The organism is Streptomyces sp. NPDC060027, assembly GCF_042737005.1.
GTDB lineage: Bacteria > Actinomycetota > Actinomycetes > Streptomycetales > Streptomycetaceae > Streptomyces.
In genome coordinates this window covers 1-15,109 of the sequence record NZ_JBHWVI010000057.1, presented here as the reverse complement: position 1 = coordinate 15,109, position 15,109 = coordinate 1, and the positions used below count along the sequence as shown (strand labels likewise).

The 15,109-nt window shown below is 70.3% G+C and carries 15 protein-coding genes; 6 read left to right on the top strand and 9 right to left on the bottom strand.

What is annotated here, in order from left to right; genetic code table 11:
* Window positions 1-325 precede the first annotated feature (325 nt).
* Both ACFWBT_RS16945 and ACFWBT_RS16940 read left to right on the top strand, forming a co-directional pair.
* On the top strand, window positions 326-835 hold the full coding sequence (locus tag ACFWBT_RS16945) for a hypothetical protein (protein WP_385700735.1): 510 nt from the start codon (window positions 326-328) through the stop codon (window positions 833-835).
* Window positions 836-867: 32 nt separating this feature from the next.
* The gene (locus tag ACFWBT_RS16940) at window positions 868-1,377 is read left to right on the top strand and encodes a levansucrase (RefSeq protein ID WP_385700732.1); all 510 of its coding nucleotides are present in this window, start codon (window positions 868-870) and stop codon (window positions 1,375-1,377) included.
* A gap of 87 nt (window positions 1,378-1,464) precedes the next feature.
* On the opposite strand, the gene ACFWBT_RS16935 is transcribed toward ACFWBT_RS16940, so the two are convergent.
* From ACFWBT_RS16935 to ACFWBT_RS16920, 4 genes are all read right to left on the bottom strand, one after another.
* Window positions 1,465-1,824: a VOC family protein gene (locus tag ACFWBT_RS16935; RefSeq protein ID WP_385700729.1), complete on the bottom strand. Its 360-nt coding sequence runs from the start codon at window positions 1,822-1,824 to the stop codon at window positions 1,465-1,467.
* 134 nt (window positions 1,825-1,958) lie between these two features.
* Window positions 1,959-2,432 (bottom strand): hypothetical protein, encoded by a 474-nt coding sequence (locus ACFWBT_RS16930; protein WP_385700726.1) that lies wholly within the window; start codon window positions 2,430-2,432, stop codon window positions 1,959-1,961.
* A gap of 135 nt (window positions 2,433-2,567) precedes the next feature.
* The gene (locus tag ACFWBT_RS16925; protein WP_385700723.1) at window positions 2,568-4,082 is read right to left on the bottom strand and encodes an MFS transporter; all 1,515 of its coding nucleotides are present in this window, start codon (window positions 4,080-4,082) and stop codon (window positions 2,568-2,570) included.
* A gap of 52 nt (window positions 4,083-4,134) precedes the next feature.
* Window positions 4,135-5,499, bottom strand: coding sequence for a DUF445 domain-containing protein (locus tag ACFWBT_RS16920; protein ID WP_385700721.1), 1,365 nt, complete (start codon window positions 5,497-5,499; stop codon window positions 4,135-4,137).
* A gap of 230 nt (window positions 5,500-5,729) precedes the next feature.
* On the opposite strand from ACFWBT_RS16920, the gene ACFWBT_RS16915 reads away from it, so the two are divergent.
* Window positions 5,730-7,061 (top strand): SGNH/GDSL hydrolase family protein, encoded by a 1,332-nt coding sequence (locus ACFWBT_RS16915; RefSeq protein ID WP_385700718.1) that lies wholly within the window; start codon window positions 5,730-5,732, stop codon window positions 7,059-7,061.
* A gap of 138 nt (window positions 7,062-7,199) precedes the next feature.
* Here ACFWBT_RS16915 and ACFWBT_RS16910 read toward each other — a convergent pair whose 3' ends face one another.
* From ACFWBT_RS16910 to ACFWBT_RS16895, 4 genes are all read right to left on the bottom strand, one after another.
* On the bottom strand, window positions 7,200-8,051 hold the full coding sequence (locus tag ACFWBT_RS16910) for a DUF1707 domain-containing protein (RefSeq protein ID WP_385700716.1): 852 nt from the start codon (window positions 8,049-8,051) through the stop codon (window positions 7,200-7,202).
* Window positions 8,052-8,084: 33 nt separating this feature from the next.
* Entirely contained in the window at window positions 8,085-9,107 is a 1,023-nt protein-coding gene (locus ACFWBT_RS16905; protein WP_385700799.1) for an ATP-binding cassette domain-containing protein, read from the bottom strand.
* A gap of 76 nt (window positions 9,108-9,183) precedes the next feature.
* The gene (locus tag ACFWBT_RS16900) at window positions 9,184-10,041 is read right to left on the bottom strand and encodes an ABC transporter permease (RefSeq protein ID WP_385700797.1); all 858 of its coding nucleotides are present in this window, start codon (window positions 10,039-10,041) and stop codon (window positions 9,184-9,186) included.
* Between the two features lie 79 nt (window positions 10,042-10,120).
* The gene (locus ACFWBT_RS16895) at window positions 10,121-10,921 is read right to left on the bottom strand and encodes an ABC transporter permease (RefSeq protein WP_385700714.1); all 801 of its coding nucleotides are present in this window, start codon (window positions 10,919-10,921) and stop codon (window positions 10,121-10,123) included.
* 200 nt (window positions 10,922-11,121) lie between these two features.
* On the opposite strand from ACFWBT_RS16895, the gene ACFWBT_RS16890 reads away from it, so the two are divergent.
* Window positions 11,122-13,560 carry a transglycosylase domain-containing protein gene (locus ACFWBT_RS16890; protein ID WP_385700711.1) on the top strand — a complete coding sequence of 813 codons (2,439 nt, stop codon included), beginning with the start codon at window positions 11,122-11,124 and terminating at the stop codon, window positions 13,558-13,560.
* Between the two features lie 107 nt (window positions 13,561-13,667).
* Here the strand turns inward: ACFWBT_RS16890 and bcp are convergent, their stop codons facing one another.
* Window positions 13,668-14,135 (bottom strand): thioredoxin-dependent thiol peroxidase, encoded by a 468-nt coding sequence (bcp, locus tag ACFWBT_RS16885; RefSeq protein WP_266759207.1) that lies wholly within the window; start codon window positions 14,133-14,135, stop codon window positions 13,668-13,670.
* A gap of 135 nt (window positions 14,136-14,270) precedes the next feature.
* Between bcp and ACFWBT_RS16880 the strand changes: the two genes are divergently transcribed.
* On the top strand, window positions 14,271-14,609 hold the full coding sequence (locus tag ACFWBT_RS16880) for a DUF3618 domain-containing protein (protein WP_385700708.1): 339 nt from the start codon (window positions 14,271-14,273) through the stop codon (window positions 14,607-14,609).
* 97 nt (window positions 14,610-14,706) lie between these two features.
* Window positions 14,707-15,009, top strand: a complete 303-nt coding sequence (locus tag ACFWBT_RS16875; protein WP_052454563.1) for a co-chaperone GroES — start codon at window positions 14,707-14,709, stop codon at window positions 15,007-15,009.
* The last annotated feature ends 100 nt before the right edge of the window (window positions 15,010-15,109 follow it).

Below are 15,109 nucleotides of genomic sequence, written 5' to 3'. Positions count from 1 at the left end.
CGGTGAAGCTCCCGAGCAGACCGGCACACCGGCACACCGGCATGAACAGACCCCCAAAGCCCAGCCCGGCCCAGCCATGCAGCCAGCCCGGAGCAACCATGCAGCCCAGTTCGGCCCAGCGATAAAGCCCAGCCCCGACCAGCCATGGAACCCGAAGCCCGGCCCGGGCCAGCCATGCAGCCCAGTTCGGACCAGCCACGGAACCCAGTCCGGACCGGCCGTGCAGCCCAGCCCGGACCAGCCGTCAGAACACTGGCTGGAATCCGTTGCTCCCTGGCAGAAGTGCCACTTCTCCAAGATCCGCCCCGGCCCCTACCGTCACCCCGTGACCAAGTTCCTCCTCGCCGTCCATGTCATCGCCGCGATCATCGCCGTCGGGCCCGTCACGGTGGCCGCGAGCATGTTCCCGCCGGCCGCGCGCAAGGTTCTCGACGCGCCGGACGGCGCGGACGCCCTCGCCACCACGCGGCTGCTGCACCGCATCTGCCAGGTGTACGCCGTGGTGGGCGTCGTCGTCCCCGTCTTCGGGTTCGCCACGGCGAACTCCATGGGCGTGCTCGGCGATACCTGGCTGATCGTCTCGATCGCGCTGACCGCGCTCGCGGCCGTGGTCCTCGGCGCGCTGGTGCTGCCCCGGCAGAGCGCGATCCTGCAGAGCCTGACCCCGGAAAACCTGACCTCGGAGAACCTGACCTCGGAGGGCCTGACCCCGCAGGGGACGGGAGGCCGTGCGGCGACCGTGCGGCTCGCGATGTTCACCGGGATCTTCAACCTGTTGTGGGCCACCGTCACCGTCCTGATGATCATCCGCCCGGGGTCCACCACAGGGGCTTAGCGTGCCGCCTCCGGGAGCCTAGGATCCCGCTCATGTACGCACAACAGGATCAGTCGGCGCCGGGCACCTACCTGGCCTTCGTGGAACGTCAGTTGACCGAGGACGGTTGCACCACGCGGTGGGAGGACTGGGCCGGGGTGCCCGTACTCGTCGGACGACGGGCCGAGTTCCGGATGCGCTGGATGGCGACGAAGCTGCACCTGTTCACGGTGGCCGCGGCCGTCCCGGAGATAACCGTGCCGGCCGTCTCCGCCTTCACCGACCAGGTGATGCGGTACGCCAAGGACACCAAGGGCGGTCTGCCCGTCGGCATGCAGAACGGCGTCGGCGCCTTCCCGCTGCTGGTCAGCGACCGGGTCGATCCGGCGGCCGTGCAGTGGGCCGAGGCCCAGCAGCGGGTCAAGTTCGCCTGCATGACCCGGCCCGTCGTGGTCGACAGTTCGCGCCAGTACGTCGGGATGTACCGCGGCAAGCCGGTCCTCGGACGCGTCTACGCCTCGTACTTCAACGAGAAGGGCTCCCGGTACTTCTACGGCCAGTGAGGGCAGGGGACTTACGGTCAGTGAGGGTGCGGGGCAGGCCCGGTGCGACGCGACGCTCACGAGCCGCTCCCTCACGGCCTCGCGCCCTCACCCCCGATGCCCCAGCACATTCACCACCCGCCCGTTCGGATCCCGTACGAAGAACCGCCGTACGCCCCACTCCTCGTCCCGCAGTTCCCGCAGGACCTCCGCGCCCGACGCGATCACCTGCGCGTACACGGCGTCGACGTCCTCGACCTCAACGCTCAGGTCGGGGACGACGGGAGCGGTGCGTTCCTCGGTGAGGAAGCTGATCTGGGCGGTGGGGTTGGACGGGGACGCGAGGGTCATGACCCAGCCCTGGTTCATGACCTCCTCGAAGCCGAGCAGGCCGTAGAAGTCCCGGTTCGTCGTCATGTCCCGCTCGGACCCGACCTGGATGTCGGGGACGATCCTGCGGATGGTCACCGGTGTCCTCCTCGCGACGCGTGGGCAGGGGCCGACGTCCGTGACGGACGGTGGCCGACGTCCGTGCCGCACAGCCGGCGCGGTGCGTGACGAGCGGTCGGCCGGCGCGGCACGGAACCCTGGGACGAACCGTCTCACGACCGGGCGGGCAGGCTCAGCTCCTCCTCCCACGCGTCCGCCAGGTCCGCCCGGAACTGCCGTGCCACCGCGGCCACGAACAGCACGGCGGCGGCCCCCACCAGGGTGAGGAACGCCCAGGTCAGCGGCCACGCGCCGGCGAAGCCGTCCGGGGGTCCCGGGTGGGTGCGCAGCGACATGTACAGCAGGGTGGCCGGAGGTGCCACGACCAGCAGCAACGGCCAGGCCAGCGCGTCCCGGTGCCCGAAGTGGACGGCCAGGAGCAGCAGGGCCGCGCCGAGGGCGAGGACTCCCGTGCCGGTCACCGGGGTGGTCTCCACGACGGAGTCCGGCGTCTCGGGGCGGTTGCGCAGGTCCCAGGGAAGGCAGATGAGGTACGCCGCGCAGGACAGGGCGGCGCCGAGCACGCGCGTCAGCCAGCGTTCCGGCCAGGGGCGCGTTCGCAAGGGGCGGAGCAGCTTCTCGGTCATGCGTACGAGGGTTCCGCGCGCCGCGGGGGCGCGACAGAGTACGCGTACTCAGAACGGGATACCCAGAAGGCGCGCGGCGCCCGACCCAGGTCGGGCGCCCGCTGCCCGACTCAAGGCGGACGCCCGCTGCCCGACTCAGGTCGGACGCGCGGACGGTGCCGACGAGGACGTGTCCGCCGGGGCGGGTGCCGTCGACAGCGGCGCGGCGATGTCCTCCAGGGAACGGCGCTCGGCGTTGACCGCCAGGAACACGGCGACCAGGCCCGCGGCGCACATCAGGCCGGCGCCGATCTGGAAGGCGAGCACCGTGTCGCCGACGACGCCGGACTTGGTGAGGTCGGCGAAGACCAGCGGCCCGCTGATGCCGCCGGCGGCGGTGCCGATGGCGTAGAAGAAGGCGATGGCCATCGCCCGCGTCTCCATCGGGAAGACCTCGGAGACGGTCAGATAGGCGCTGGAGGCGCCCGCCGACGCGAAGAAGAGCACCACGCACCAGCAGGCCGTCATCGTCACCGCGGTGAGCGAGCCCTGGTCGAAGAGCCATGCCGTGCCGAACAGCAGCACACCCGAGAGCAGGTAGGTCGAGGAGATCATCACCCGGCGGCCGACGGTGTCGAAGAGCTTGCCCAGCAGCAGCGGGCCGAGGAAGTTGCCGGCCGCGATGACGGCGAAGTAGTAGCCGGTGCCGCCGGTGGGCACGTCGAAGAACGTGGTGAGGATCGAGCCGAAGCCGAAGGTGATCGCGTTGTAGAGGAAGGCCTGGCCGATGAAGAGGGCGAGGCCGAGCACGGCCCGTTTCGGGTAGCGCCCGAAGACGGTCCTGGCGATCACGCCGAAGCCGATGCTCTTGCGCTGCTGGATGGTGATCTCGCCCTCGGGGGGCGGCAGCGGTGCGCCCTTCTCCTCCTCGATCTCCCGCTCGACGGACGTGACCAGCCCCTCCGCCTCCTCGCCGCGGCCGTGGATGTACTGCCACCGCGGGCTCTCCGGCACATGCCGCCTGACCAGCAGGATCACCAGACCGAGGACCACACCGAGGCCGAACGTCAGCCGCCAGCCGAGGTCCTTGGGGAAGATGTCCGTGTTCAGCATGACGATCGACAGCAGTGCGCCGCCGATCGCGCCGAGCCAGTAGCTGCCGTTGATGATCAGGTCGACGCGGCCGCGGAACTTGGCGGGGATGAGCTCGTCGATCGCCGAGTTGATGGCCGCGTACTCGCCGCCGATGCCGAAGCCGGTGAGGAAGCGGAAGGTGAAGAACCACCAGGCGTCGAAGGACAGCGCGGTCAGCGCGGTCGCCGACAGGTAGACGACCAGGGTGACCATGAAGAGCTTCTTGCGGCCGTACCGGTCGGTCAGCCACCCGAAGAACAGGGCGCCCGCGCAGGCGCCCGCCACATAGAGCGCCGCCGCGATACCGGTGACCTGCGCCGAGGAGATGGCCAGGCCGCTGCCCTCCTCGGAGAGCCGGCCCGCGATGTTGCCGACGGTGGTGACCTCGAGGCCGTCCAGGATCCAGACGGTCCCGAGGCCGATCACGATCATCCAGTGCCAGCGGGACCACGGCAGCCGGTCCAGGCGGGCGGGCACGTTCGTCGTGACGGTATCGGTGGAGGCGGGCGTTGGAACCGGCGAGGCTGGGGCTGACATGGGCTCCCTCTTCTTCGGGCGAACCCCGCCCGGGTGCCCCCGCCCCGGCCGATCACGCCCCCAGCGCCCGCGACACCACGTAGATCAGCAGTCCGGCCAGTGAGCCGACCACCGTGCCGTTGATCCGGATGAACTGGAGGTCCCGGCCGATGTTCGCCTCGATCTTCTTGGTCGTGTGCTCGGCGTCCCAGCCCGCGACCGTGTCCGTGATGAGCGAGGTGATCTCCTTGCGGTACGTGGTCACGACGTACACCGCGGCGCCCTCCAGCCAGCCGTCGACCTTGGCCTGGAGCTTGGGTTCGGTGGCCATCCGGGCGCCGAGGGACAGCAGGGAGGCGCGCACACGCAGCCTCAGCTCACTGCGCTCGTCCTCGGCCGCGGACACGATCATCGACCGTACGGCGGTCCACGCGGAGGCGATCAGGTCCTGGACCTCGCCCCGGCCCAGCACCTCGCCCTTGAGGCGCTCCACGCGCGCGCGGGTGTCGGTGTCGGACTGGAGGTCGGAGGCGAAGTCGGTGAGGAACCGGTCGAGGGCGCCGCGGGCCGGGTGGGACGGGGAGTCGCGCATCTCCGTGACGAAGCGGAGTAGTTCCCTGTAGACGCGCTCGCCGACCTTCTTGTCGACGAACCGGGGCGTCCAGCCGGGCGCGCCGCCCTGGACGGCGTCCATGACCTGCTCGTCGTGGAACACCAGCCAGTCGTGGGCGCGGGTGACCACCAGGTCGACGATCCGTCTGTGGCCGCCGTCCGCGACGATCCTCTCCAGCATCTTCCCTATGCCGGGCGCGATTTCCTGGGCGTCGGCGCGCCGGGTGATCGCCTCACCTACGACGGCCTGGACGTCGGAGTCCCTGAGGACGGTCAGCGCGCCTCGGAGCGCGGCGGCCAGTTCGGCCGTGACCCGGTCCGCGTGCTCGGGATCGGCGAGCCAGGTGCCCAGCCTGCTGCCGATCCCCACGGCGCGCAGCCGCTGCCGGACGACGTCCTCGGAGAGGAAGTTCTCGCCGACGAACTCGCCCAGCGAGACGCCCAGCTGGTCCTTCTTGGTGGGGATGATCGCGGTGTGCGGGATGGGCAGGCCGAGCGGATGCCGGAAGAGGGCCGTGACGGCGAACCAGTCGGCCAGCGCGCCGACCATGCCCGCCTCGGCGGCCGCCGCGACATAGCCGGCCCAGGCGCCCGCGCCCTCGTGCGAGGCCCACTTGGCCAGCACGTAGACGAGGGCGACGAAGAGCAGCAGGCCGGTGGCGGTCGCCTTCATCCGGCGTACCCCGCGGCGCTTCTCCTCGTCGGCGGGGCTGAAGGTGTTCATCGCCCGGCCCGGAGGCCCGGCGGCCGTCGTCGCGTTCGCGGCGGTGCCGGGACGGGCATGCTGCTCCATGTCGTCCGGTTCACCCGAATTCGTGCGTTCCATTCACTCCACCCGTTCGCAGGCCGCGTCACACCGCGTACACATTGTCCCTTTCTCCCTCTCTTCTTGACCGACTCCTGGAACGACACAGGAGTTCCCGGCGTCTGTTCGGATGGGGAATCGACCGGGGGGTCCCGTAGGGGGTGCTTCGGTGCTCGCCCACTCCATGACGCATCATGGGGTGATCACTTCGGAGTCTCGGGCTCCCACTCGTCGGAGGAGAAACGCATCGCATGACCAAGCGTCACGGTTATGCCCTGCTCGCCGCGGTCCTCGCCGTGGTCCTGGTCCTTTCCGCAGCCATATACATCGGTGTCGCGGCCGACGACGGCGCCGGCACCAGGTCCGACGTCGCCGGTGGCCGCACGACGCACAACGCCGCCGCCCCCGCCTCCACCGGCACCTGGGTCGGCGCCTGGTCGGCCTCCCCGGCCGGAGCCGAGCCCGGCACGGAGACGAGCGGACTGGCGGGCCGCTCCGTGCGCAACGTCGTGCACTCGGCCGCCGGGGGTACGAGTGCCCGCATCACGCTGTCCAATCTCTACGGGCAGCAGCCGCTCACCGTCACGCACGCCACGATCGCCGTGGCCGCGACCGCGAACAACGCCGCCGCCGCGGTCGGCACCATGCGCCGCCTCACGTTCGGCGGCGCCACGACGGCCGTGGTCCCGGCCGGCGGACAGCTGACGAGCGACGCCGTGCGCGTGCGCATCCCGCACGGCGCGGACGTCCTCGTGACGACGTACTCGCCGACCCCGTCCGGCCCGGTCACCTACCACCCGTTCGCACGGCAGCTCTCGTACGTCGCCGAGGGCGACCGTACGGAGGACGTGAGCGGCGTCTCGTACACCGGACAGAGCCCGTACTGGCGCTACTTGACCTCGCTCGACGTGCTGAGCGACGACGCCGCGGGCACCGTCGTCGTCCTCGGCGATTCGCTCACCGACGGCATCACCTCCACCGTGGGGGCCAACCACCGCTGGACGGACGTCCTTTCGGAGCGGCTGCGCGCCTCGGCCGGAAGCGGCGACACGCCCCGCTACAGCGTCGTCAACCAGGGCATCAGCGGGAACCAGATCCTCGCCGCCGGGCTCGGCCGGCCGGCCGACAACCCCAGCGGGCTGAGCCGCTTCGGGCGGGACGTGCTCGACCGTACGAACGTCAGGGCCGTCGTCATCGACCTCGGTGTCAACGACATCCTGCGCAACCCGAACCAGGTCGATCCGCGCACCATCACCGACGGCCTGCGGACTCTGGTGCGGCACGCGCACGCCCGTGGACTGCGCGTCGTCGGCGCCACGCTGATGCCCTTCCAGGGACACCGGGGTTACACGGACGCGCGGGATGCCGTACGCCGGGCCGTGAACGCGGAGATCCGGTCCGGGAAGGTGTACGACGCCGTCGTCGACTTCGACGCGGCCCTGCGGGACCCGTACAACCCGCGCCGGCTGCGGAGCGACTACGACTCGGGCGACCACCTGCACCCCAGCGACAAGGGGTACCGGCGGATGGCCGACGTGTTCGACCTGGGCGACCTGAAGGGCACGGCTCCGGCGGACCTGTGATCCGCCGGCGTCGACAGCCCGGGACGGCGCCGGACCTCGGTGGCACTTGCCGGCGTTTGACCTCGGTGGCACCGGACGCGCCGGACCTCGGTGGCACCGGACGGCGCCGGAGGCCCGCGGCCCGGACGGCGCCGTCGTTCAGTAGTCGCCGTCGTGCCGCCAGTGGCGGTGCTCCCGGCGCTCCCGGTGCCGCTCCCTGCGCTCCTCGTGGCGTTCGTGCCGTTCCTCGTGACGGTCCCGGATCAGGTCACGGGCGTCGTCGAGCACGTCGAACATGTCGTCGACACCCCCGCCCCGGGAACCCTGCAGCTCCCTGCGGGCCGCCCTGCGCTCCAGCTTCTCCTGGCGGCGCTCCTCCTTGAGGCGCTGCCGCTCGGCACGGGTGAGTTTGCGCTCGACGCCGACACCGCCCCAGAAGGCGAAGCCCGTGACGATCACCCGGGGTGCCCCGGGTTCGCCGGCCTGGTCCGACTCACGGTGGTCGAAGCCGCCCATGATGCCGATGCCGCGGACGACGACCTCGACGCCGGGCGGCACGATCACGTTCATCCCGCCCATGACCGCGACGCAGTTGACGACGACCTCGCGGTCCGCGAAGTTCGCCTCGCGCAGGTCGAGTTCACCACCGCCCATGAAGGCGAAGGAGTTGAAGCGCTTCGGCACCGTCCAGCGGCCCTTGCGCTCGAATCCGGACAGGATCGCCACGCCCCACGAGGACGAGCCCTCACCGCCGACGATGCGGGCGGCCCAACTCCCGTCGTCCACCGGCTTCTTGACCATGGATATGGGAGCACTCGCGGCCGTACCCGGCAGATCGCGGGTGATCGGCGTCAACTCACCGTAGGTACGGGCGGTGTACGTCGCCTCCAGCCGCTCCTCGAACTCCTCCATGTCGAGGCGGCCTTCAGCGAGAGCGTCCCTCAACTGTTCGGCGACTCGTTCACGATCGGCGTCGGAGGCGCGCAGCTCCGGGAGTTCGTCGTCGGTCATAAGCAGCAGCCTACGAGTTCCTCCGCCCGCGGGCTATCCGGCCCGCCCTTCCGGCGCCTCCCGCTGCGAGACCGCTTTCCCCGCCGTACCGGCCTTCCCCGCGTACATGCGGCTGATGACCGCCTCGATGTCCGGCTCCCGCACCGAGAGGTCCATCAACGGATACTCCGCCGCGATCCGCGCCACCAGCGGAGCCGCCGACCCGGCGGCGGGAAAGGCCAGCCACTGCCGCGGCCCCTCCACCTTCACCACCCGCGCCGACTCCACCTCGATCGGCGGCAGTTCCCGCTCCAGGTCCACCACCAGGGTCCGCTCGCTCTCCCCCACCTCGTGCAGCCCGCTCAGCGGACCGTCGTACATCAGCCGCCCGTGGTCGATGACCATCACCCGCCGGCACAACTGCTCGATGTCGGTGAGGTCGTGCGTGGTGAGCAGAACGGTCGTACCCCGCTCGGCGTTCAGGTCCCGCAGGAACTCCCGGACCCGCGCCTTGCTGATCACGTCGAGCCCGATCGTCGGCTCGTCGAGGTAGAGCACCTCGGGGTCGTGCAGCAGGGCCGCCGCGATGTCGCCGCGCATCCGCTGCCCCAGCGACAGCTGCCGCACCGGGACGTCCAACAGGTCGCCGAGCTCCAGGAGTTCGACACAACGGTCGAGGTTCTCCCGGTAACGCCCGTCCGGGATGCGGTACATGCGGTGCATCAGCCGGTAGGAGTCGATCAGCGGGAGGTCCCACCACAGGGTCGTGCGCTGCCCGAACACGACGCCGATCCGGCGCGCGAGACGGGTGCGCTCGCGGGACGGGTCGAGGCCCGCGACACGCAGCCGGCCGCCGGACGGGGTGAGGATGCCGGTCAGCATCTTGATGGTGGTCGACTTGCCGGCGCCGTTCGGGCCGATGTAGCCGACCATCTCGCCGCGCCGCACGGTGAAGGAGATCGAGTCGACGGCCCGCACCTGCCGGCGCTCACTGCGCAGGAAGCCCGTCTTCCTGCGCACGTCGAAGACCTTCTCGACGCCGTCGAGCTCGATGAAGTCATGGTCCGGACCCTTGATGTCACGGTCCGGGCCGGTGAAGTCCCGCTCCGGCCCGGTGAGTTCGCTGTCCCCGGCGATGGCCACGCCCATTCCCCTAACTTCCCGTACTCCGGTACGCGCGCAGCCCCGCGCGCCAGGCGATCCCGGCCAGCGCGCAGCAGCCCGCCGCCACGAGTGGTGGTGTGAACGCGACCCACGTCGGCAGGTCGAGCGGATAGGGCCGCCCCAGCACGTACAGCGCGGGCAGCCAGTTGACGAAGGCGAGCGGGAGCACGAAGGTCACCCCGCGCAGCAGGTCCTTGGCGAAGACGGTCGGCGGGTACTGCAGGAGCGTGCTGCCGCCGTACGTGAAGGAGTTCTGCACCTCGGCTGCGTCCTGTGCGACGAACTGGAAGGACGCGCCCGCCACGAACACCGCCGAGAAGATCGCTCCGCCGCTGAGCAGCATCAGCGGGATCAGCAGCACCTTGAGCGGCGTCCAGTGGATGTCGAGCACGGCGAGGGCGTATCCGAGGACGAGCAGACCCTGGGTGACACGGCCGAGCCGGCGCAGCGCGAAGCGGTCCGCCGCGACCTGCGCGAGCACGGGCACGGGGCGGACCAGGAGCGTGTCGAGCGTGCCGTCGCGCACCCGGCGCCCGAGCCGGTCCATCGATCCGAGCGCGAGGTCCGCGAGCCCGAAGGCGGTGCCGGCCACCCCGTAGAGCAGGGCGACCTCGGGCAGGCTGTAGCCGCCGATCCGGTCGACCTGCGAGAACATCAGCACGATCGCCACGAAGTCGAGGGCGGTCGCCGCGAAGTTCCCGAAGGCCGTCATCGCGAAGGACGCCCGGTAGGCCATCGTGGAGCGGATCCACATCGCGGTGATCAGACGGTAGGCGCGCAGCCCGTCGCGCAGCCGCTCGTACGCCCCCTGCCGCTCGAAGGGCTGGAAGTCCCCCGCGCGGACCACCGACCGCACCGGACCGGCCACGACCCGCGTCCCCTCCTCCACCCGACCGGCCACGACCCGCGCCCCCTGCTCCACCGGGTCAGCCACCCTGCACCACCACCCTCCTCGTCGCCGCCGACTGGACCAGCCGCCCGGCCGTGAGCAGCCCGAGGGCCCAGGCGGCCTGGGACACGTACGTGCTCAACGGATCGGCCGTGCCGAGCAGGACGTCCACGGGCGCCTGGATCAGCGACGACCAGGGCAGGGCCCGTACCACCTCGCCGAGGACGCCCGGGAAGACGTTCAGCGGCAGCAGCATCCCCGAGCAGAAGATCCCCGCGATGAACGCCAGCTGCGCCACGCCCGCCCCGTCGAGAAGCCAGAACGCGGACAGCGCCACCAGGAAACGGATCGCGAAACTGACGGCCACCCCGAGCACGACCGCGACCAGGAAGGCGAGCCAGGTCAGCGGATCGGAGGGCAGCGCCAGGTCGAAGAAGAAGGCGCCGAAGGCGAGCGGGACCACTCCGCGGCCCATCAGATGGAACAGCGCCCGGCCCATGTCCTGGGCGAGCCACCACATCTGGAGGTCGGCCGGCCGGTACAGGTCGATCGCGATGTCACCCGTACGGATGCGCTCGATCAGTTCGTCCTCGAAGCCGCCGCCCATCACGGCGACCACCATCAGCAGCGCCTGGCTGAGCCACACATAGCTGAGCGCCTGTGCCTGGTCGTAGCCGCCGAGGTGCGGCTTGGTGTCCCACAGGGCGATGAAGATGTACGCCAGGATCAGCCCGAAGACGGTGTTGGTGAAGACACCCGCCGCGGTGGCGATCCGATAGGTGGCGTAGCGCCGGAACCCGCTCGCCGCGACGGACGCGTACAACCGCGCTGTGCCCACAACCCGTCCCTTTCCTCCGCGTTGAGCCAAAGCGCAGGAGCCTAGCCCCGGCCCCGCGTGGCCCGCCAGGCATTTTCCGGCGCGACACGTGCCGGGATCCGGGAACGGAACGCATGGTGCGAGAGTCTTCAAGAGGGGACGCACCAGGCGTACGAGGTCGTATGGGAACGTACGATCATAAACAGGAGTTCGGCAAACAGATGAGCGACAAGCCGCAGGCGCAGCAACGCAGCCAGGGCTGGGCACCCAGGGAACCGGAACCGGGCCCCCGCCCGGCCCCGGCCCCCGCGGCGGGACCACAGGCAGCACCGGGCACGCCCGGCAAGAAGCAGAAGCAGAGGCGAACCGGCTGGCGCAGGCTCGTCCCGACCTGGCGCATGCTGCTCGGCACGCTCCTCGGCGCGCTGCTGCTCGTGATCGGCCTCTTCGCGCTCGGCTACTTCCTCGTCAAGATCCCGCCCGCGAACGCCGCCGCGACCAAGCAGAGCAACGTCTACCTGTACGCCGACGGCAGCCAGCTCGCCCGCGACGGCGACGTCAACCGCGAGAACGTCTCGCTCGCCCAGATCTCCAAGGACGCCCAGCACGCCACCCTCGCCGCCGAGGACCGCGACTTCTACACCGAGTCCGCCGTCGACCCGAAGGCGATGCTCCGCGCCGGCTGGAACACCGTCACCGGCAAGGGCAGACAGTCCGGCTCGACGATCACCCAGCAGTACGTGAAGAACTACTACCTGGGCCAGGAACAGACCGTCACCCGCAAGGTGAAGGAGTTCTTCATCTCCATCAAGCTCGACCGGGAGAAGAGCAAGGACGACATCCTGGAGGGCTACCTCAACACCAGCTACTACGGCCGCAACGCCTACGGCATCCAGGCCGCCGCACAGGCCTACTACGGCGTCGACGCCCAGCGTCTCACCGTCGCCCAGGGCGCCTACCTCGCCGCCCTGCTCAACGCGCCCAGCGAGTACGACGTGATCACGCACCCCGAGAACAAGGCCGCCGCCCTCGCCCGCTGGAACTACGTCCTCGACGGCATGGTCAAGAAGAAGTGGCTGACCCCGGCGGAGCGCGCCCGCATCACCTTCGCTCCGCCCAAGCAGGCCAAGGGCTCGGCGGGCATGTCGGGCCAGCGCGGCTACCTCGTGCAGGCGGTCAACGACTATCTGACCTCGAACAAGATCATCGACGAGGACACCCTCACCACCGGCGGCTACCGCGTCACCACCACACTCCAGAAGCCCAAGCAGGACGCCTTCGTGGAGGCCGTGAACGACCAGGTGATGGACCAGCTCGACAAGAAGAACCGCAAGGTCGACACGTACGTCCGCGCCGGCGGCGTCGCCATCGACCCGTCCAGCGGCAAGGTCCTCGCGATGTACGGCGGCATCGACTACACCCAGCAGTACGTCAACAACGCGACCCGCCGCGACTACCAGGTCGGCTCCACCTTCAAGCCGTTCGTCTTCACCTCGGCCGTCCAGAACGACTCGCAGACCCAGGACGGCCGCGCCATCACCCCGAACACGATCTACGACGGCACCGACCAGCGTCCCGTGGAGGGCTGGAACGGCGGCCTCTACGCCCCGGAGAACGAGGACGGCGTCTCGTACGGCGACATCACCGTCAGCACCGCCACCGACAAGTCGGTCAACTCGGTGTACGCGCAGATGGCCGTCGACGTCGGCCCCGCCGAGGTGGAGAAGACCGCAGTGGCCCTCGGCATCCCCGCCGGCACCCCCGACCTGACCGCCTCCCCCTCCATCGCCCTCGGTCCGGCCACCGCCAGCGTCCTCGACATGGCGGAGGCGTACGCCACGCTCGCCAACCACGGCAGGCACGGCACGTACACGCTCGTCGAGAAGGTCACCAAGGACGGCGAGGAGGCTGTGGAACTGCCTGCCCGCAGCGTTCGGCAGACGGTGAGCCGCGAGGCGGCCGACACCACCACCTCGATGCTCCAGAGCGTCGTCGACGGCGGCACCGGTCAGGCCGCGCAGGCCGCCGACCGGCCCGCCGCGGGCAAGACCGGCACGGCGGAGGAGGACACGGCCGCCTGGTTCGCGGGCTACACCCCCGACCTCGCCACCGTCGTCTCCGTGATGGGCCAGGATCCCGAGACCGGCGCCCACAAGTCCCTGTACGGCGCACTCGGACAGGCCCGCATCAACGGCGGCGGCTACCCCGCCCAGATCTGGGCCCAGTTCACCGGGGACGCCCTCGATGACACCGAGGCGGCGGACTTCGACCTCCGGCTCCAGCCGGGCGCCGAGGAACCGGACTACCCCAACTACGAGCCCAGCGAACCGGACGCCACCGACGACCAGGACGACGACGGCACGGACGGCGGCGAGGACGAGGACGGGACACAGGGCGGAGCGAACGGCAGCACACCGGCGCCGACGAACGGCCAGACCCAGGGCCGGACCGGCGGCCGGACCCAGAGTCCGGCCAACGGCGGCACCAACAGCTCCGGCGGAACCCCGAGCGGCACCACCGGTGGCACCACCACGGACGGCGGCACCACCGGATCCCCCACCAGCGGGGGCGGCACGACCGGCGGAGCCACGAACGGCGGCACCACGGGCACGACACCGGGCGAGGACCCGCTGAGCGGGCTCACGTCCAGAAAACCCTGAGCGGGCTCCCGCCCGGCAGGACATGGCGGCCTCCCGTCCAGGACCTGAACGGTCGGATCCCGGGGTCAGATCCCGGGGTCAGATCCCGGGGTCAGATCCCGCGAGGGTCAGATCCCGAGATCCTTGATGATCTTCGCCACGTGCCCGGTCGCCTTCACGTTGTACAGCGCCCGCTCGACCTTGCCCTCCTCGTCCACGACCACCGTGGAGCGGATGACACCGACGACCGTCTTGCCGTACAGCTTCTTCTCGCCGAAGGCGCCGTAGGCCTCCAGGACCGTCTTGTCGGGGTCCCCGACCAGGGTCACCTTCAGGGACTCCTTCTCGCGGAACTTGGCGAGCTTCTCGGGCTTGTCCGGGGAGACGCCGATGACGTCGTAGCCGGCGCCGGCCAGCACGTCGAGGTTGTCCGTGAAGTCGCAGGCCTGCTTCGTGCAGCCGGGAGTGAGGGCGGCCGGGTAGAAGTAGACGATGACCTTGCGGCCCTTGTGGTCGGCGAGGGAGACCTCGTTGCCGTCGGCGTCGGGCAGGGTGAAAGCGGGGGCGGTGTCGCCGGGCTGGAGTCGCTCGCTCATCGGAACCTCACGTGGCCGGGGGGGATGGAATGGATACGGAACGAGCGTAATGGGGGGTGCCGAGGGGTGCGGTCCGGTCCGAACTGACAGACTGTCCGAATCAGGGAGTCACAACACGACCACGGAGGCAGCGCGGTGTCGGATACGTCGAGAACGCCGGATACCAGGACTCCGGCGCAGATCGAGGCGGACATCAAGAACCGCCGCGCAAAACTCGCCGACACGCTCGACGAGATCGGCGTACGGGTACACCCGAAAACGATCGTCGGAGACGCCAAGGCCAAGGTCGCCTCGAACATCGATCACACGCTGGGGCGCGCCTACGTCGGCGTCAATCGCGTCGTCGGCGATGTGAAGGGGCAGTTCGTCACCGATGAGGGCGCGCCCAGACTGGGGCGCATCGTGCCGGCGGCTCTGGTCGCGGTCGGGCTCGTCGGGCTGCTCGTGGTGGGCACGCGGCGGGGCAAGGGCTGACCCGCCCGCGTACGAAACCGGCAGGGACAGGTAGGTTCGGGGCGTGAGCGCCAATCGGGAAAAGCACAGCACCCATGACGACAAGTTGCCCATCCGGATGCTGCACGACCGCGTGCTGGTACGGCAGGACGCCGCCGAGGGCGAGCGGCGCTCCGGCGGCGGCATCCTGATCCCCGCGACGGCGGCCGTCGGCCGTCGGCTCGCCTGGGCCGAGGTCGTCGCGGTCGGACAGAACGTCCGGACGGTCGAGCCGGGCGACCGGGTCCTGTACGACCCCGAGGACCGTGCCGAGGTCGAGGTGCGCGGGACCGCCTACGTGCTGATGCGCGAGCGGGATCTGCACGCCGTGGCCGCTGACCGGTTCGAAGGGTCCGAGGACTCGACCGGCCTGTATTTGTAGGGCATACGTCGTCCAGAGGGGCCGGTGACCAAGGTCACCGGCCCCGTTTTTGGTGCATTTGGTACGGTGGAGAGTCCCCCACGAGACGCCTCGTTCCGGG

What these genes read in the sequence shown, in the direction of transcription:
- ACFWBT_RS16940 (WP_385700732.1), top strand. Translation starts at nt 868, where the DNA reads ATGTACGCACAACAGGATCAGTCGGCGCCGGGCACCTACCTGGCCTTC.
- ACFWBT_RS16925 (WP_385700723.1), bottom strand. Translation starts at nt 4,082, where the DNA reads ATGTCAGCCCCAGCCTCGCCGGTTCCAACGCCCGCCTCCACCGATACC.
- bcp (WP_266759207.1), bottom strand. Translation starts at nt 14,135, where the DNA reads ATGAGCGAGCGACTCCAGCCCGGCGACACCGCCCCCGCTTTCACCCTG.
- ACFWBT_RS16890 (WP_385700711.1), top strand. Translation starts at nt 11,122, where the DNA reads ATGAGCGACAAGCCGCAGGCGCAGCAACGCAGCCAGGGCTGGGCACCC.
- ACFWBT_RS16915 (WP_385700718.1), top strand. Translation starts at nt 5,730, where the DNA reads ATGACCAAGCGTCACGGTTATGCCCTGCTCGCCGCGGTCCTCGCCGTG.
- ACFWBT_RS16875 (WP_052454563.1), top strand. Translation starts at nt 14,707, where the DNA reads ATGCTGCACGACCGCGTGCTGGTACGGCAGGACGCCGCCGAGGGCGAG.
- ACFWBT_RS16920 (WP_385700721.1), bottom strand. Translation starts at nt 5,499, where the DNA reads ATGGAACGCACGAATTCGGGTGAACCGGACGACATGGAGCAGCATGCC.
- ACFWBT_RS16930 (WP_385700726.1), bottom strand. Translation starts at nt 2,432, where the DNA reads ATGACCGAGAAGCTGCTCCGCCCCTTGCGAACGCGCCCCTGGCCGGAA.
- ACFWBT_RS16910 (WP_385700716.1), bottom strand. Translation starts at nt 8,051, where the DNA reads ATGACCGACGACGAACTCCCGGAGCTGCGCGCCTCCGACGCCGATCGT.